This is a genomic window from Myroides sp. N17-2 (genome assembly GCF_002286775.1).
Taxonomy (GTDB): domain Bacteria; phylum Bacteroidota; class Bacteroidia; order Flavobacteriales; family Flavobacteriaceae; genus Flavobacterium.
This window is the reverse complement of record NZ_NSGJ01000025.1, coordinates 16,676-35,160: the sequence shown is the minus strand read 5'-3', so window position 1 is coordinate 35,160 and position 18,485 is coordinate 16,676. Positions and strand designations below refer to the sequence as shown.

The window sequence follows — 18,485 nt, the reverse complement described above, 5'->3', positions numbered from 1 at the left end:
TTGATTGATAGTGATGTTTGTTTTTTGTGCCAAAGTGGTACGCCATTCGCTTATACATTGGCAAAACAATACCTAATGAAAACACTATACCCATTACAAAGCAGGCGTAACAAACGGTTACGCCATAAACCCAGAATCAGCGTTAGCCAAATACTACAAAGCAATTCTACTTCATAGCTCTTTCATTAATTCTAAAACCATACTACAGTATGCTTTAATCATTAATTCAGACCTATTTTGTATAATCACTTTTCGTTTATCTGTCTATCACTTATTCAGGGTTAAAAAAGAATTAGCTGTAAGAGCTATAATAAACAATCAAACCTAACTTAAATATATTATCAATGACAATTTTAGCGTGTATCGTTTTAGGCGTTGTGTGCTTTGCCTTGTTTTACAAAGCCATTCAGTTTTTTGACAATCTATAATTCAACAACCAATGATTCTATTATTAATTATTGCTTTGGCAGTATTTGCCTATCTGTGTTATGTCTTACTTAAACCAGAAAAATTCTAAGAAAATACAAAAGGAAATAGGGGCAGCCTTATTGATTTTTATAATGGTGTTTAGCACCGTGTATTTAGTACATCAACTATTACTATTAATTGATTAATTATAATGAATACAGAAATGATCGGAATCATTGTCACTTTCTTAGTGGCAGTCGGGATTTCAATTCCTTTAGGGAAATATATAGCAAAGGTATACGCAGGTAAACCTACCTTCTTAGACGGCATAATGTCGCCTTTAGAGAATCTGTTTTACAAGAGCAGTAAGATTAAGTCTGAAGAGGGAATGAATTGGAAACAGCACTTAGTAGCCTTACTAACAATTAACGCTGTTTGGTTTGTGATGGGATTTATCTTATTAATGACACAGGGCTCGTTACCTCTTAATCCTGATAACAATCCAAGTATGCCTGCTGACTTAGCGTTTAATACGATAATCTCTTTCTTAGTCAACTGTAATTTACAACACTACGCAGGAGAAACAGGAGTAACGTACTTGACACAAATGTGGTTAATGTTCTTACAATTTGTAAGTGCGGCAACAGGAATGGCTGCTGCAGTAGCAGTGTTTGAGGCATTTAAACACAAAACAACTACACTATTAGGGAACTTCTATGTATACTTTGTGAAGTCGATTACTCGTATTCTATTACCTCTAAGTGTTGTTGTAGCAGCTATCTTGATTTTTCAAGGTACACCAATGACTTTTGAAGGAAAAGATACTATTACAACAATAGAAGGACAACAAGTAGAGGTTTCTCGTGGACCTGCGGCTCCTTTTATTGCCATTAAACACTTGGGAACAAATGGTGGAGGATTCTTTGGAACAAACTCTGCACACCCTTTTGAGAACCCTACTTACTTGACTAATATGACTGAGATGATCGCTCAGTTGATTATTCCATTGGCAATGATCTTTGCCTTTGGGTATTATATCGAACGCAAGCGATTCTCGTGGATGATGTTTGGGGTAATGACAGTAGGATTCTTATGTCTAGCAGTACCAAACGTGCTGATGGAAGCAGGAGGTAATCCTAATATTACTGCGATGGGTATAGATAACTCTATCGGATCTATGGAAGGAAAAGAAGTACGTATAGGAGCTACTTCATCAGGATTCTGGAGTATAGTGACAACCGTTATTTCTACTGGTTCGGTCAACTCTATGCACGATAGTTCTATGCCGCTATCGGGAATGAATGAACTACTGGCAATGATGATTAATAGCTTCTACGGTGGTGTAGGAGTAGGTATCCTAAACTTCTTTGTATTCATTGTATTAGCAGTGTTTATCAGTGGTCTGATGGTGGGGAGAACACCTGAGTTATTTGGTAAGAAGATAGAAGCAAAGGAAATGAAGATAGCGATGGTGATTGCGTTAATTCACCCACTGCTTATTTTAAGTAGTACAGCATTGGCAGCAGCCTTTCCTGATTTGACACGAGAGACTTTAAACAATCCTTCGTTCCACGGATTTAGTGAGATACTGTATGAGTACACTTCTTCTGCAGCCAATAATGGAAGTGGATTTGAAGGACTTGGTGATAATACTCCTTGGTGGAACTTCTCGACAGGTATTATCTTACTAATGGGACGTTTCTTACCTATCATTGGGCCAGTAGCATTAGCCGGATGTTTAGCACAGAAACGCTATGTACCTGAGAGTGCAGGAACACTACCAACAGATACTTCAACATTCGGATTGATTGTGCTTACCGTGATCTTAATCGTAGCGGCATTAGCTTTCTTCCCAGTATTGACTTTAGGACCAATTGCTGATTATTTTACAATAATAAGTTTATAGAAAATGGCAACTCAAAATAATAAAGCTCTTTTTCAAAAAGAGGTAGTGATGAAAGCATTAAAAGAAGCTTTTATTAAGTTAGACCCAAGAACGCTATTCCGCAATCCAGTGATGTTCACTGTAGAGATAGGAACAGCGATTATGTTAGGGGTGTGTATATGGATATTATTAGGTGAAACAAGCCAAGGTAGCTTTGGATACAACTTCACCATCTTTTTATTGTTGTTTGTGACTCTGTTGTTTGCCAACTTCGCTGAGGCTATCGCTGAAGCAAGAGGAAAAGCGCAAGCGGATAGTTTGCGCAAAACAAGAGAGGAAACGCCTGCAACATTAGAAGATGGTTCACAAGTATCGTCTTCTACTTTACTAAAAGGAATGGTCTATGTATGTGTAGCCGGAGATATAATTCCAGCAGATGGGGAGATCATAGAAGGTTTAGCTACCATAGATGAAAGTGCTATTACCGGAGAGAGTGCTCCTGTGATTAGAGAAGCTGGAGGAGATAAGAGTTCTGTAACTGGAGGTACCAAGGTATTGTCAGATCGTATTAAGGTACGTGTCACTGCTCAGGCAGGAGAAAGCTTTCTTGATAAGATGATTGCTTTAGTAGAGGGAGCGAACAGACAGAAGTCGCCAAACGAAATAGCCTTGACAATCTTATTAGCAGGTTTTACCTTAGTGTTTACTATTGTGATTATTACGTTGAAGCCTTTTGCGGACTTTGCTAATGTAGCAATTACGATTAGTGCCCTGATATCACTTTATATCTGTTTAATCCCTACTACGATAGGTGGTTTATTATCTGCTATCGGTATCGCTGGGATGGATAGAGCGCTAAGAGCAAATGTGATTACTAAAAGTGGTAAGGCTGTAGAGACAGCAGGAGATATAGATGTGTTGCTATTAGATAAAACAGGTACGATTACTATTGGTAACCGTAAGGCAACAAATTTTCATCCTGCAAATGGTGTCGATAAGAATGTACTGATTAAAGCAGCAGTCTTGAGTTCACTAAGTGATGATACACCAGAAGGGAAGTCTATTATAGAGTTGGCAGGTGTAGATCCTACAGATTTTACAGTAAACAACCCTCGCTTTATCTCTTTTACAGCAGAGACTCGAAGTTCGGGTATTGACTATGACGATATACGCATACGCAAAGGAGCAGTAGATGCAATTAAGAATATCTGTGTACAAGCAGGTAACATATTTCCTGACGAGGTGGCAACAAGTGTGCGCAATGTAGCAGAGAATGGAGGTACGCCATTAGTGGTATCTCAAAACGAGCAAGTTTTAGGGGTAGTAGAACTACAAGACGTAATAAAACCAGGTATACAAGAGCGTTTTGCCCGATTGAGAAAAATGGGTATTAAGACGGTGATGGTGACAGGGGATAATCCAATGACAGCAAAGTATATTGCTAATGCGGCGGGTGTGGATGATTTTATCGCAGAGGCAAAACCGGAAGATAAGATGAATTACATCAAGCGTGAGCAAGCAGAAGGACGCTTAGTAGCGATGATGGGAGACGGTACAAATGATGCGCCTGCTTTAGCACAAGCAAACGTAGGGGTAGCGATGAACAGCGGAACACAAGCTGCTAAAGAGGCAGGGAATATGGTGGATCTTGATAATGACCCAACTAAATTGATTGAGGTTGTAGAGATAGGGAAACAATTGCTAATGACACGTGGTACCTTAACTACGTTCAGTATCGCCAATGACGTAGCGAAGTACTTTGCTATTATTCCTGCTTTATTCATCACAGCTATTCCTGCTTTACAAGGTTTAAATATTATGAATCTTCACAGCCCAGAAAGTGCTATTCTATCTGCTGTAATATTCAATGCGATTATTATTCCATTCTTAATTCCCTTAGCATTAAGAGGAGTGGCGTATAAACCAATCGGTGCAAGTGCACTATTGCGACGCAATTTACTAATCTATGGATTAGGTGGTGTGATTGTTCCTTTTATAGGAATTAAGCTAATTGACCTTTTTGTATCACTATTTATGTAATAAAACAATGAAAACAAATCTATTACCCTCTATTATATTAACCACAGCCTTATTAGTACTGCTATGTGGTGCTTATCCTCTAACGATGTGGGGGATAGCAAAGCTTTCTCCTAATGCGGGTGAAGGATTTGTAACTGAAGCCGCTAACGGAAAGAACTATGTAAACATCGGACAGTCGTTTACTTCAGATAAATACTTTTGGTCTCGTCCATCAGCCGTTGATTATAATGCAGCAGGTTCAGGAGCAAGTAATAAGGCGACTACCAACGGAGAATATTTAGGTACTGTACAGCAGCGCATAGATGACTTCTTGGTTAAGAATCCTGAGGTTAAGAAAGAAGATGTTCCGGTTGATTTAGTTACTGCAAGTGGTAGTGGTCTAGATCCGAATATCTCTGTTCAAGGAGCTAAAGTACAGATCGCTCGTATTGCTAAAGCAAGAGGAATTGAAGCAAGTCGCTTAGAACAATTAGTGGTAGAGCAAACACAACAACCACTATTAGGTATATTAGGACCTAAAAAACTGAATGTTATAGAATTAAATATCGCATTAGATGCGTTAAAATAAGATGAAGAAGAGAATTTCTTTAGTGGGTGCACTTGTCATCGGTGCACTTGCTATTTCATCAGCCCAAGCTCAAGAACGCAAATGGACAGATGATCTTAAAGTACAAGCGTATGGGGAGTTATATTATACATACGACTTCAACCAACCTAAAAAAGGACAACTTAACAACTTTCTATATTCGTTTAATAGACATAATGAAGTGAATCTTAACTTCGGAATGGTTAAACTAAACTATTCAAAAGAGCGTGTACGGGCTAACCTTGCCTTTATGGCAGGAACTTATGTACAGTCTAACCTTGTGAATGAACCTGATGGATTAAAGAATATCTATGAGGCAAATATAGGAGTAAAGCTATCTCCTACAAGAGAGTTGTGGTTAGATGCAGGGATTATGCCTTCGCATATAGGGTTTGAGAGTAATATAGGAGCAGATATTATGACGATGTCACGCAGTATGATGGCGGAGAACTCTCCGTATTTTTCTTCTGCGGTTAAGTTATCTTATTTAACGCCAAATCAGAAGTGGATGCTTGCCTTGAATGTAATGAACGGTTGGCAACGTATTCAGCGTCCTGAAGGTAATTCTACTATAGCAGTGGGGCATCAGGTAACTTATACACCCAATAGCAAATGGATGATTAACAGTAGTTCATTTATAGGTAGTGATACACCTGATGTAGAGCGTAAGATGCGTTATTTTCACAATCTATATGCTTCTTATCAATGGGATGAGAACTTAAAGTTATTGGCAGGGTTTGATATTGGTGTTCAGCAAAAGGAGAAAGACGGTAAGGCATATAGCAATTGGTATGCTCCTTTGGTTATGGGGCAGTATAAGCTAACAGATAAGTGGCGAGTGGCTGCAAGAGTTGAGTATTACTGTGATAAAGACGGAGTAATTATAGGTACAGATACCTCTAATGGCTTTCAGACTTTGGGATATTCTGTCAATGTAGATTATCAGATTACAGATGAGGTGCTATGGCGAATAGAGGCAAGGTCTTTGAACAGTAAAGATGCTATCTTTATGAGAAATGATAAAGAGGTAACAGGACAAACATTTATAGGAAGTAGTATTTCAATTCGGTTGTAGATGGAAAGAGAAAGTCGTCAAAGTGCAGAAGATTTCTTAGAACTTATTCGTCGTTCTAAACGAGGTAAGTTTAAGGTATATATAGGGATGAGTGCAGGGGTGGGTAAAACCTATCGTATGCTATTAGAAGCAAGAGATTTGCAGCGAAATGGTATTGATGTGAAGTTGGGGTTTATAGAAACTCACAATCGCAAGGAGACGCACGCCTTATTAGAGGGATTGCCTATTATACCACGTAAGGAGGTTTTCTACAAGGGAAAGATGATTGAGGAGTTGGATATTGAAGCCATCCTTACTGATCGCCCTGAAATAGTTATTATTGACGAATTAGCTCATTCTAATATTGCAGGAAGTAAAAATGCAAAGCGTTGGCAAGACGTAATGGAGATATTAGAGGCAGGTATCAATGTGATATCTGCTCTAAATATCCAGCATATAGAGAGTCTGTATAATGCAGTAAAAGACATTACGAATATCGATGTCACAGAGCGTGTGCCAGATAAAGTGTTGCAAGAAGCAGATGAGGTAGTGAATATTGACTTAACTTCTGACGATCTAATCGAACGATTAAAAGAAGGAAAGATATATCCTGCGGATAAAGTACCTGCTGCATTGCAGAATTTCTTTACTTCGTCTAATATTTTGCAATTGCGAGAATTGGCATTAAGGGAGGTGGCTTCTCACGTAGAGAATAAGGTGGCAAGTGAAGTAAGTATGTCTATCTCTGCTAAACCCAATCGCTTTATGGCGTGTATTAGTTCGAACGACAGAAATGCTAAGATCGTGATCAGAAAGACAGCTCGCTTGGCAGGATATTTTAATTCAAAGTGGTATGTACTCTATGTACAGACGCCTAAAGAACACCCTGATAAAATAGCGTTAGACAAGCAGCGACATTTGATTAATAATTTTAAATTAGCTACAGAATTGGGAGCTGAAATTATAAAGAGTGAACATCAGAATATAGCCAAAGCAATTATGATACAGGTAGATCAACGACAAGTGACTACAATCTGTATTGGCAAGCCCCGACTGCGTTTATATCAGATTATTTTGGCAACTAATGTATTTAATCAATTGTTGAAGAAATTGTCGTCTTTACCGATTGATATTATAATCTTTTCGAAATGAGAATTAAAACAAAACTAACTTTAGGTTTAGGACTTTTATTTACACTTATTATTTTCTTAGGGGGAATAGCAGCAGTGTATATTCACCTTCTAAAGCTTGATACGCGTAATATCCTACACGATAACTATAATTCGCTTTTGTATGCGAAGAGTATGTTACGCGCTTTAGATAAGTCCGGAGATAGTCGTTTAGCCCAATTTGAAGAGCAGTTAAAGAAACAAGAAGGCAATGCCACAGAAGAGGGGGAAAAGGAGATGAATGCTACCTTACGTACCTATTTTGAAGCGTATAAGAAAGACGGTCAACGCAATGAAGACTTGCTTCAGATCAGAGAATGGCTAATAGAGGTGATGGAAATGAATATGCACGCTATCGAACTCAAGAGTGAATTAGCTAATAAGACTGCAGTACAGGCAACGGTATGGATAGCTATCGCAGGGACAGCGTGTTTTGTAATTGCATTAGGGTTATTGATTAACCTGCCTTCTAATATAGCTAATCCCATTCAGAAACTGACGATGAGTATTAAGCAGATAGCTAGTAGTAACTATAAAGAACGTGTGTTTTTAGATAAGAATGACGAGTTTGGCGAGTTGGCACAGTCCTTTAATACAATGGCACAGAAGTTAGAAGAATACAACAATAGCCATTTAGCAAAACTAATGCGTCAGAAGAAGAGGATAGAGGCTCTGATTAACAATATGCCTGATGTAGTTATAGGGTTGGACGAGAATATGCAAGTAATCTTTGTGAATGAGGAGGCGTGTAAAGTATTGGGGTTAACAGAAGAGGAGATGATCGGTAAGAGTAGTAAAGATATTGCTATCTACAACGATCTAATGCGTATGCTGCTAAAGGAAATGAATGTAGAGCAGACAGAGAAAGAACCATTAAAGATTATTCACAATGATAAGGAGAACTACTTTAACAAGGAGTTTTTACACATTGAGATTACACCTACAGGAGAGGAACACAAAGAATTGGTTGGGCACGTAATCATTTTAAAAAATATCACAGAGTTTAAGGAGTTAGATGCGGCTAAGACACGTTTTATTGCTACCGTTTCTCATGAATTTAAAACACCAATATCTTCTATGAAGATGAGTTTACAGTTGTTGAAAAACGAGCGAATAGGCAATTTGAATGAAGAACAGAGCACACTAATAGACAGTATTCAAGATGATGCAGGGCGATTATTAAAGATTACTTCCGAATTACTTAATCTTACTCAAATCGAAAGTGGAAAAATAAGTATGAATATGAAGCCAGCTGAGGTAGCGCAAATCGTGCAGTATGCAGTGGAGGCAAACCATATTCAGGCAGAGCAAAAGAATATAACCTTAAATGTAAAACTACCTGAACTAATAGACAAGGTTAGATTAGATGCTGATAAGACTACTTGGGTGCTGACGAACCTTATTGCTAATGCGATTAATTATTCTCACGAATCATCAATAGTTGAGGTTAATGTAACACAAGACGAATTTCATACCATCATAAAAGTGAAGGATGAAGGAATGGGAATACCTCCGGAATATTTAGGGCGTGTATTTGATCGTTACTTTAGAGTGCCAGGCACACATAAAGAAGGTACAGGATTAGGACTTTCTATTAGTAAAGAAATCATAGAAGCACAACACGGAATAGTTACAGTAAATAGTGAATATGGTGTTGGGAGTGAGTTTGTATTGACGTTTAGTATGTAATAAGAGGTATCTTGTTTTATTGCCAAGCTAGTTATTTATTCAACATTTTGATGAGTTAATCATATTTTTACAAATCTATTTGTACTTATTTGTGTGGAAGAATGTTAATTTGTGTATTCTTAAATAAATGAAGTAAAATGTCAGATATCTTTTAAAATGTAGATATTATTTGTCTTATTTTTAATATTAATCAAAATACTACCGCTTTAGCCTATTTAATTTTTAAGTAATCTACCTTTTTTGAATAAAAAACAGTTACTTGTTGATAAAAATAAATTAATTTCATTTTGTGGTGTAACATTTTTTACTTTTCTTCGTTTTAATTAAACAAAACTCATAAACTTTATTTTACAATTATGAAATCATACTCTTTAACTGAATTGAACGATGTTTTAAATGGCGTTGTTGTCGGAAGTACATTAAAACAAATTAGTACTGCTGAACAGTTGGAAAAAGCAAAGGAATGCCAAATCTCATTTATTGGTAATAAGAAGTACGAACGCTTGTGGGGTGAATCAAAAGCTCCTATAGCTATTGTAAATAAAGATATTTCTATTCTACCAGGTATTGATAGAGCATTTATAAAAGTAGATAACGTTGATTTAGCATTAGCGAAGTTACTTACGTTATTTGCACCTAAGATGCCTGTATTTAAAACAGATATTCATCCTAATGCTACGATAGACAGTACTGCTGTGATCGGAGAAGGAGCTAAAATAGCTGCAGGTTGTGTAATCGGTGAGAATGTAGTAATTGGTAAAAATGTAAAGATATATCCTAATGTAACTGTATTAGATGATAGTACTATTGGAGATAATACGATATTATGGTCAGGTGTTGTTGTGCGTGAACGCACTCATATTGGACATAATTGTATTTTACACCCTAATGCAGTGATTGGAGCAGATGGTTTTGGCTTCTGTCCTTCTCCTGAGTTAGGCTTAGTTAAGATACCTCAAATCGGTAATGTAGTTATCGGTAACTATGTAGAGATAGGGGCAAACTCTTGTGTTGATAGAGGTAAGTTCAGTGCTACGATTATCGGAGATGGTTGTAAGATAGATAACCTTGTTCAGATAGGACATAACTGTGAGTTAGGTAAGTTCTGTATTATGGCAGGGAATAGTGGTTTAGCAGGATCTGTTACGTTAAAAGACTTTGTCGTAATCGGTGGTAGTGCTTCTATTAAGGATCACGTTACTATTGGACAAGGTGCTGTAGTCGGTGCAGGATCTGGTGTTACTGGAGATGTTGAAGCTGGTAAAACAGTATTGGGATACCCTGCTCAAGAGGCAAAAACAACATTGAGACAATGGGCTGCGTTAAAACAGTTAGTAAGCAATAGAACGAAGAACTAATTCTCTATTAAGAGATTTTAAATACAAGCGACTAATCTGTAAAGGTTAGTCGCTTTTTTAATACCAGAATATGTGATAGACAGCTAAACAAAAGGGAATTATATAAGATATAATGCTGATTTGCTGTTTATATCTCAATAATTAATTCCCTATTAAAGCCATTGTCTTTGTCATCTATGTATCCATAGGGATTGCAGATTACCTGTGTAGTGCCAATGTTGTAATTTATAGGAGTGTGAATATGTCCGTGTATCCAATATATCGGTTGATGTTCAGCAATAAAATTTTCCAAGTTAGAGGCATAAGCAGCGGTTACTCCATCGTTTTTGTACTGTTCAGGTACAGATTGTAGGCTTGGAGCGTGATGTGTTACTACTATGTTTTTAGATGCTGTAGATGTGTTTAAACTTTGTTCTAACCAACGCATTGATTTCTGATGTATCTGATAAACATCAATACTTCTTATCTTGGAGTAAGACGGGTCTTTTTTAATGCGCTTATAATCATTCATTCTCTCCTGACAAAGCATACCATATTCAACAGGACTACCAAAAATAGAGAAGTCTGTCCATAATGTACATCCGTGAAATCGAGTATCACCTATATCTACGCAGCTATTCTCTAATACGTGTATTTTAGAACCTATAGCAGCCTCTTGAATTTTATGTAATGTTTTAGGGTAGCTCCCTTTGTAATATTCGTGATTGCCTAATAGATAGATAACTTCTTTATTAGGTATGTACTTTTTTACCCATTCTATACCTTTAATACCTATATGCGTATCTCCTGCCAAAACAATTATATCTGCTTGGTCAAAATTTAGAGAGGTACTATAACCAAACTCTAAATGTAGATCACTAAGTATTTGTACTTTCATATTATCCTTTTAAGCAAAAATAAACAATAAAGTAGAGAATCTGCACTTAGAAGTATATCTACTATTTTATAGTAAAATTAACAACTCAACGCATTGTTTTTTTTCTAAAAAAACTATTTTTGTTCCTATGAAATATGTATCACTAATCGTATTATTCTTCTTTGTAAACTTTATCGCTATGCCGACTATTGCGGTGTTGGCGGGTATTGAGTTGGATATACCTTCAGTTACAATTTCTGAAGAGAACAAGAAACCAATTACCAATGCGGAAGAAGAAGAGAAAGGCCACCTATGGGACTTTAGCTCTTCTAAAGAGGTTAACTTATTTGACGCAGGGGAAGGATTGGAAACAAACTTTTCTCAATTAAAACTTGTATACGAATCACAAGAATTCGATATCTTATCTCCCCCTCCTGAACGCTTAGTTTAGTGGTTCCTATTAGTAAACGCTAATAGAGAATATAACAAAAGACATTTTATAGGTTACTTATCTATCTATTTTATAGGTAAGGATGATTATGCAGTTTATCCTAGAATATTTGATAGATAGATAAACGAAAGATAATATACAATATAGGTTCAAATTAGTGATTTAAGCATACAATCGTGTGGTTTAGGGAGCTAATGAATAATCTATGGCGTAGATTATTTTGTAACGTCTAACTAATGCTAGGTTTATATACTGTAGAGCATGTGCTATGTTTCTTTCTGACTCCTATGATGTCTTTTGTTGTAACAGAAGTCTTCCTTGCAAAAGTGTTAATTGTCCGCAATGACGAAGACTTTAGTTAATTAATCATTTCCTTTTTTAGCCCTGTGATATTGAATTATTCAATGTCTACCGCTTTGATTTTTTGGTAACAATCAATCAACAGGATTTGTATTGCCTTTATCTAGGCTATAACCTTAAATCTGCAACCACCATTTACTGTGAATAAATTCTACTTTACACAGCTTCAATTAGCTCTTAAACCACACTGTAGTGTGCTTTAATCACTAATCTTGCTCTGTATTGTATAATTCATTCTCGTTTAAATGTTATCTGCAGATTTAAGGTATAAAAAGGAAAACTTAAGCGTAAAATAACAATGACAAATAATATAAGTATGGCAGCACTGAAAAAAAGTGTTGCTCCAGGCCTTGTGGTCTTTTTAGTAGCACTCCCACTGTGTTTAGGGATTGCGTTAGCATCAGGTGCTCCACCGATATCAGGTATTATATCAGGAGTAATCGGAGGAATAGTAGTAGGGTTATTAAGTAACTCAAATATAAGTGTAAGTGGTCCTGCAGCAGGATTAGCAGCTATTATCTTAGGTGCGGTAACAGAACTTGGTTCATTTCAACTTTTATTAACTGCAGGGGTAATTGCAGGGGTATTACAAATCGTTTTGGGACTATTGCGTTCAGGTACAATCGCTAATTATTTTCCATCAAGTGTAATTGAGGGAATGCTTGCAGGTATCGGATTAGTAATTTTAATTAAGCAGTTGCCATTAGTGTTTGGAGTAGGAGTATTAGGAGATATTACTTCTTTTGCCTCAGTTCAAATGGGAACTATCATTATAGCAGTTATTTCTTTAGTGATATTGCTTACTTGGAATAAAATGAAGTGGACTAAGAAAGTCTCTTTCTTACCTGCTGCATTAATTGTAGTTGTAGTAGGTATTTTAATCAATCAGTTTTGGGTAGCAACAGGAAGTTCGTTAGCGATTGATCAATCGAGATTGGTATCTATACCTCTGTTTGAGAGCTTATCAGATATCACTTCTATCTTGGTTTTTCCAGATTGGACAGGTTTTGTTAATCCAGCAGTGTGGATGATAGGTGGTACAATAGCTATTGTAGCATCTATTGAAACATTATTATGTGTGGAAGCAACGGATAGATTAGATCCATTAAAGCGCCATACTAATACCAATAGAGAATTAAAAGTACAGGGTATTGGTAATATCCTTAGTTCACTATTAGGTGGATTGCCAATGACTTCGGTAGTTGTGAGATCATCTGCTAATGTTAATGCAGGAGGGCTATATAAAGCTTCTGCTGTAATTCACGGAGTATTTTTATTAATTGCTGTTATTTCATTGCCTTTGGTGTTGAATATGATTCCATTGGCATCTTTAGCAGCAGTACTTATTTTGGTAGGGTATAACCTTGCTAGACCGGCTATAGCAATGCACTTTTGGCATAAAGGTTATACGCAGTTTATCCCATTTATTGTCACATTTATTATGGTAGTAGTTACAGATTTATTAGTAGGAGTAATGGTAGGAATGGGAATCAGCGTTTTGTTTCTACTTATCGGTAATGTCCGCAAAGCCTTTTCTATGCAGCGCTCTGTAAAAGAAGACCAATTAGTATATACGTTGACTTTAGCAGAGGAAGTATCATTTTTAAATAAGACAGCTATCAAGAATAGGTTGTACCAATTGCCTGATGATTGTCACCTAGCGATTGACGCTAAGCGTATGGGGTACATCCACATCGATGTCTTGGAGTTGATAGAAAACTTTATTAACGTGAAAGCAAAAGAGAAAAACATATTAATTACAACGACAGGTTTCCACAAAGAAATCAAAGTATCAGGAGATCAACAGAACATTATTTTATCACACAGAAAAACTATATAATTATGAATTCATTTACAAAAGAAATATTAGAAAACACAACGCCTGCACAAAGCTTAGATTTATTATTAGAAGGAAACCACCGCTTTGTAAACAACTTAAAGTTTAACCGTAACTTTTTACACCAGTTGCAAGAAACCAAAGACGGACAACATCCACACGCTGTCATTTTGAGCTGTATGGATAGTAGAGCCCCATTGGAGCACGTTTTAGATCAAGGAATTGGTGATATATTTAGTTTGAGAATAGCGGGAAATGTATTGACAGATGAAGTAATCGGAAGTATGGAATATGCGTGTAATGTGGTTGGAAGCAAGCTTATTATGGTATTAGGTCACAGCAGATGTGGTGCAGTAACAGGTGCTTGTAATCATACGACATTAGGTAAGTTAGATACTATCTTAGAGCGTATCCATCCTGTGGTAGATAGAGTAAAAGCAAAACACAATGGAGAAGATTTAACTGCTTCAGAATTAGTAGAGTTAGTTACAATAGAGAATGTAAGAACGATAGTAGCACAGCTACAAGAAGTGAGTCCTTCTTTAACGAAGCTAATTGCTGAAGAAAAGATTGGAGTAGTGGGAGCTTATTACGATGTAGTAAGTGGTAAGGTAGAGTTGATCTGCTAAGGTTATTTGATTAGAGAAAGAAAAAGGGCATCTTGAAGAAGATGCCCTTTTTTATACGGGATATTTAGATGTACTTTGTTTTGTGTTAAATACAGCTACGATGTGAATTACTTTCTTATAGCCATCAATTTTAAAGAGAACCATATACGGAAACTTTTTAATTGAGATTCCACGTAAATTATTCTGCCTTATTTGAAAGTAAGGGTTAATCTTTAGTATCTTGATTGTTTTGTCTAGTTCCGTTTTAAAGGATACTTGAGTTTGCTTTGATAAAAGGGAATAATACTCAAGTATATTATCTAAGTCTTGTATTGCACTTGGAAGAATAACTACACTATAGTCCATACTTTTTATATAGATTCTCTAGAGCGTCATTAATCGGAACGTATGATGTACTAGGCTCTGCGACTCTGTGTTCTAAGATGTCTTGTTGTTCTAATGTAAGATTAAAGTCATTAATCTGCTCACTATAATCTGCACCGATTATATCAAGAAACTCTTGAAATATGATGTCTTTATCGTCCGGTATTATTACATGATAGCTTATCATAATAAAAAGGGGTGTTAATTAGTGATGTTTACTTTTTATCTTCTCTACAAAGGTATTTATTTTTTTTGGTTTTTTAGATGTAATTATAAAAATTACTAAACATATTCAAACATTAACTTATTGATTATTCATTTGTTGCATATGTTTTAACCTAGAATAAGCGTTAGCCAACTACTACAAAGAAATTCTACTTCATAGCTCTTTACTTATGTTCTACCATGCTTAATTCTAATCTACCTTATATAGTTAATTTTTGTTTATTTGGATGTTGTGTATTATAGGGTATGGAAAGCATTGTATAGAGTAGTTTGTTGTTAAACGATGTGCTTTTTACAACTTATTACTGTCTATTCAGCTTATAAATATGTCTCTTGGTACTAAAAAAATATAAGATGAAGCATTACTTTTTTTAATTTGCAGTACAGAAAGTAGTAATTATGCTATATATTTAGGCTTATTACTGATGAGAAAAAAATGAGAGAATTTATATTTGACAGTGTTGATACAACACGATTTAAACTTAGGATACTTGAGGCTGAGCCATATCAGGAATTCTTGAAGTTAGCTACGGATGAGGAAATGCTTTATTATATCGGTATTCCAAGTGAAGAAGTAGCAGAAGAGAAAACAAAGAAACTATATGGTTTTAGAACGTATAATAAATCGTATTTGATGTTCTTGATTATGGATACAACTTCAGATAAAGTGATAGGACACTGTGGATTCCATACGTGGTATCTAGAGCATAATAGAGCTGAGATAGGGTATGCGTTATATAGTGAAGAATGGAAAGAAAAAGGGGTAATGAGTGAAGTGCTAAATACTGTTTTAGATTACGGATTTAATACGATGGGCTTAACAAGGGTGGAGGCATTCGTCAGTCCGGATAATATAGCTTCGTTAAAGACGGCTGAGAAATTGGGCTTCGTAAAAGAAGGACAATTAAGAGGTCATTATGTGAATAATGGTATGGTAGAAGATTCTGTAGTATTTGGTCTTTTAGCGAGTGAGTTTAACCCAGAAAATGTGTTAGACAAATAAAACGAAAGGTAATTATACAAAAGAGGTCTAAATTAGTGATTGAAGCATACTATAGTATGGTTAAAGAGCTAATGAAAGAGCTATGAAGTAGAAATGCTTTGTAGTATTGGGGGTTTAGCCCACTAGTGGAGAATGATTAATAAATTAAAGTGAATAGAATGGCAATAGAAATACGCGATTTAAGTGAAGTTAGTATTAGTGAATTAGTTGAAGTATTTAACAGTGCATTCTCTGATTATGTGATACCATTAAAACTAACAGAAGAGGCCCTTCGCTTTAAATTAAATAGTGAATTAATAGATATGATCTATTCAGTAGGTGCCTTTGATCAAGGTATACTTGTTTCGTTTATGTTGACAGGAGTGCGCACAGAAGATGGATTAACTCGTTATTACAATGCGGGTACAGGAGTGACTCCTGACTATAGAGGACAGCGTTTAGTTGCGCAGATGTACACATATGTATTGCCAATATGGAAAGAAAAGTCAGCTAATAGTACTCTACAGTTAGAGGTAATCAAAGGAAATGATAAGGCAATCCGAGCTTATAAGAGTCAAGGGTACACTATTAATAGAGATTTGCTATGCTTTAAGGGAGAGCCTAATGAGGTGCTTTATACCGTAAGAAATATCACCATCAGTACTGCGGAGGAAGTGATATGGGAGGAGCTTCAAGCTTTTTGGGATATACAGCCTTCTTGGCAAAATGCTGTAGCTGTACTAGATAAAATAAAAGAGGATGTATGCTTTAAACTCGCGAAATACGATTATGAAACAGTTGGCTACATTGCATATCATAAAAGTAGTGGAAAGATATTTCAACTAGCTGTATCTAAAGCTTATCGCAATAGGGGAATAGGCAAACTTCTGATGAATGATGTAATGACTACATTGCGCAAACCTTTATTGATCACTAATGTGGATCACAATGGTACTGATACGATAGAGTTTTTAAAAGGCGTTGGTTTAGAACATTATATCACTCAACATGAGATGGTGAGAAGCTTATAGTTTAACTAAGAATATGGAAAGTAAAGAACTAAAGGCGATAGCTCTTCAATATGCTAAAGCAAATGAACTAAACGATTTTATCGCTTATGGCAGTGTAGCAGCAGCGATAGAGACGATAGATGGTAATGTCTATACAGGAGTAAGTATTGATACAGCATGCTCTATGGGGTTCTGTGCTGAGCACGGAGCTGTGGCAGAAATGCTAAAACACGGCGAAAATAAAATAAAACGTGTAGTGGCTGTCACGGAAGATGGCAATGCAGTACCTCCGTGTGGTAGATGTAGAGAACTGATGACACAACTAGCTCAAGAGAATGAATCTGCAATAGTAGAAGTGGAGAATGAGGTATATGTGAACCTTGGATCTTTAATGCCATATGATTGGAAAAAGGGAATGAATAGAAAGTGGTAAAAGAGTTAACTCATATTTTGAGTAAATAGTGAAGTATATAGAACGAGACTTAGGTAGAATAACCTAGGTCTTTTTTGTGCTTTATAGGTAAGTAATAAAGAAGGGATTGTTATCCGTGTTTGTAGTATTGTTTTACGAAATGTAGATTATTGGGTTTTATTTGATTAGAATACACTAATAAAATAAGTTTATTTAATTAAAAATTCTCATGAATTGATTATTTAACATTTGAGAGAAAACAACATTGTTAAATATTAGTTATAAAACACTGTTATTCGCTGATTGTGAATATATAAGGGTGTTTTGTTTAGTATTGTTCACATATTTTGAAATAGATTTGCCGAAAATAAAAAACAAAACAACAAATTAAAATGAAAAAGCAAACACTATTTAGTATCCTTTTAGCAATGATGTTAACTGCAACTTTTACAGCTTGTTCTTCAAGTGATGATGTACAAGTAACTGAAGCAGGGAAGAGCAATTCTCTTTTAATGGGAAAATGGGAATTAATAACGAAACAAGAGCTTGATAAAAAAGGTGATGTGATAGGAGAGGACTTGTCTAATAGCCATAATTACCCTGCACAGATCACTGAATACCACAAACAAGGAATTACTATACAAACTGACTTTTCTAGCCAAAAAGACAAACAAGGTAATTACTTTAATGAACGTTCACCAAGACAATGGGAGTTAATAGGTACTAAATTATACTTAGGGATAAGTAAAAGCTTAGAGCAAAAAGCTGATCAGGTATATGATGTGAAGGTATTAGATAGAGGACAGTTAGTCATCGAACGCAAGTTAGATCAATATGATATAGCGAAATACTCTTCTAATGTATCAAGTATCAGAATTATCTATAAGAAAGTATTGTAGATACTAGGAGGTTGTAACCAAAAGAATCAGTAAATAATAAGTAATATAAGTATGAAAAACAGTTAGCTAGATGTAAATTTAGTTAGCTGTTTTTTTTGTTTATTGTCCTCTTAGACATATATACCTAACAATAATATATCCTCATTTGAAAAGAGTAAATATCTTTAAAGTAAATCCTACAATAGAACAACTCCTTCCTGATATGTGCCGAATAAGTGCAGTATCAGTGAATAATGCTTGCTCAGAAGGTCTCGCTCAGCAAGAATACCTCA

Annotated in this window: 18 protein-coding genes; 15 read left to right on the top strand and 3 right to left on the bottom strand. The window is 35.8% G+C overall.

The annotated features are described in order from the left end of the window. The first annotated feature begins 439 nt into the window (after positions 1 to 439). The 8 genes from kdpF (at position 440) to lpxD (ending at position 10,189) form a co-directional block, all read left to right on the top strand. Positions 440 to 517: a K(+)-transporting ATPase subunit F gene (gene kdpF / locus CF599_RS20075; protein WP_080694226.1), complete on the top strand. Its 78-nt coding sequence runs from the start codon at positions 440 to 442 to the stop codon at positions 515 to 517. Positions 518 to 619: 102 nt separating this feature from the next. Then, positions 620 to 2,314, top strand: a complete 1,695-nt coding sequence (gene kdpA, locus CF599_RS11430; RefSeq protein WP_121966154.1) for a potassium-transporting ATPase subunit KdpA — start codon at positions 620 to 622, stop codon at positions 2,312 to 2,314. Between the two features lie 3 nt (positions 2,315 to 2,317). After that, positions 2,318 to 4,333 (top strand): potassium-transporting ATPase subunit KdpB, encoded by a 2,016-nt coding sequence (gene kdpB, locus CF599_RS11425; protein WP_121966153.1) that lies wholly within the window; start codon positions 2,318 to 2,320, stop codon positions 4,331 to 4,333. A 7-nt stretch (positions 4,334 to 4,340) separates the two neighbouring features. Next, positions 4,341 to 4,901: a K(+)-transporting ATPase subunit C gene (gene kdpC, locus CF599_RS11420; protein WP_121966152.1), complete on the top strand. Its 561-nt coding sequence runs from the start codon at positions 4,341 to 4,343 to the stop codon at positions 4,899 to 4,901. Position 4,902: 1 nt separating this feature from the next. Beyond that, the gene (locus CF599_RS11415) at positions 4,903 to 5,994 is read left to right on the top strand and encodes a porin (RefSeq protein ID WP_121966151.1); all 1,092 of its coding nucleotides are present in this window, start codon (positions 4,903 to 4,905) and stop codon (positions 5,992 to 5,994) included. After that, positions 5,995 to 7,125 carry a sensor protein KdpD gene (locus CF599_RS11410; RefSeq protein ID WP_121966150.1) on the top strand — a complete coding sequence of 377 codons (1,131 nt, stop codon included), beginning with the start codon at positions 5,995 to 5,997 and terminating at the stop codon, positions 7,123 to 7,125. Then, on the top strand, positions 7,122 to 8,831 hold the full coding sequence (locus tag CF599_RS11405) for an ATP-binding protein (RefSeq protein ID WP_121966149.1): 1,710 nt from the start codon (positions 7,122 to 7,124) through the stop codon (positions 8,829 to 8,831). The genes CF599_RS11410 and CF599_RS11405 overlap by 4 nt, the downstream gene beginning before the upstream one ends. A gap of 356 nt (positions 8,832 to 9,187) precedes the next feature. Next, positions 9,188 to 10,189, top strand: a complete 1,002-nt coding sequence (gene lpxD, locus CF599_RS11400) for a UDP-3-O-(3-hydroxymyristoyl)glucosamine N-acyltransferase (protein ID WP_121966148.1) — start codon at positions 9,188 to 9,190, stop codon at positions 10,187 to 10,189. Positions 10,190 to 10,316: 127 nt separating this feature from the next. Here lpxD and CF599_RS11395 read toward each other — a convergent pair whose 3' ends face one another. After that, positions 10,317 to 11,066, bottom strand: coding sequence for a metallophosphoesterase (locus CF599_RS11395; protein ID WP_121966147.1), 750 nt, complete (start codon positions 11,064 to 11,066; stop codon positions 10,317 to 10,319). A 127-nt stretch (positions 11,067 to 11,193) separates the two neighbouring features. Between CF599_RS11395 and CF599_RS11390 the strand changes: the two genes are divergently transcribed. The 3 genes from CF599_RS11390 to CF599_RS11380 all read left to right on the top strand — a co-directional run bounded on the left by CF599_RS11390 (position 11,194) and on the right by CF599_RS11380 (position 14,322). Then, positions 11,194 to 11,496 (top strand): hypothetical protein, encoded by a 303-nt coding sequence (locus CF599_RS11390; protein WP_121966146.1) that lies wholly within the window; start codon positions 11,194 to 11,196, stop codon positions 11,494 to 11,496. Positions 11,497 to 12,154: 658 nt separating this feature from the next. Then, complete coding sequence (locus CF599_RS11385; RefSeq protein WP_121966145.1) at positions 12,155 to 13,696, top strand: SulP family inorganic anion transporter; 1,542 nt, start codon at positions 12,155 to 12,157, stop codon at positions 13,694 to 13,696. A gap of 2 nt (positions 13,697 to 13,698) precedes the next feature. Continuing rightward, positions 13,699 to 14,322, top strand: coding sequence for a carbonic anhydrase (locus CF599_RS11380; protein ID WP_121966144.1), 624 nt, complete (start codon positions 13,699 to 13,701; stop codon positions 14,320 to 14,322). 51 nt (positions 14,323 to 14,373) lie between these two features. On the opposite strand, the gene CF599_RS11375 is transcribed toward CF599_RS11380, so the two are convergent. Together CF599_RS11375 and CF599_RS11370 are read right to left on the bottom strand one after the other, a co-directional pair. Next, positions 14,374 to 14,667, bottom strand: coding sequence for a type II toxin-antitoxin system RelE/ParE family toxin (locus CF599_RS11375; RefSeq protein ID WP_121966143.1), 294 nt, complete (start codon positions 14,665 to 14,667; stop codon positions 14,374 to 14,376). After that, complete coding sequence (locus CF599_RS11370; protein WP_121966142.1) at positions 14,657 to 14,872, bottom strand: hypothetical protein; 216 nt, start codon at positions 14,870 to 14,872, stop codon at positions 14,657 to 14,659. The genes CF599_RS11375 and CF599_RS11370 overlap by 11 nt, the downstream gene beginning before the upstream one ends. Before the next feature lie 474 nt (positions 14,873 to 15,346). On the opposite strand from CF599_RS11370, the gene CF599_RS11365 reads away from it, so the two are divergent. The 4 genes from CF599_RS11365 (at position 15,347) to CF599_RS11350 (ending at position 18,213) form a co-directional block, all read left to right on the top strand. Then, positions 15,347 to 15,913 carry a GNAT family N-acetyltransferase gene (locus CF599_RS11365; RefSeq protein WP_121966141.1) on the top strand — a complete coding sequence of 189 codons (567 nt, stop codon included), beginning with the start codon at positions 15,347 to 15,349 and terminating at the stop codon, positions 15,911 to 15,913. 158 nt (positions 15,914 to 16,071) lie between these two features. After that, on the top strand, positions 16,072 to 16,923 hold the full coding sequence (locus tag CF599_RS11360) for a GNAT family N-acetyltransferase (RefSeq protein WP_254050287.1): 852 nt from the start codon (positions 16,072 to 16,074) through the stop codon (positions 16,921 to 16,923). 13 nt (positions 16,924 to 16,936) lie between these two features. Further along, positions 16,937 to 17,335 (top strand): cytidine deaminase, encoded by a 399-nt coding sequence (locus CF599_RS11355; RefSeq protein WP_121966140.1) that lies wholly within the window; start codon positions 16,937 to 16,939, stop codon positions 17,333 to 17,335. 371 nt (positions 17,336 to 17,706) lie between these two features. Further along, positions 17,707 to 18,213: a hypothetical protein gene (locus CF599_RS11350; RefSeq protein WP_121966139.1), complete on the top strand. Its 507-nt coding sequence runs from the start codon at positions 17,707 to 17,709 to the stop codon at positions 18,211 to 18,213. Positions 18,214 to 18,485: the final 272 nt, after the last annotated feature.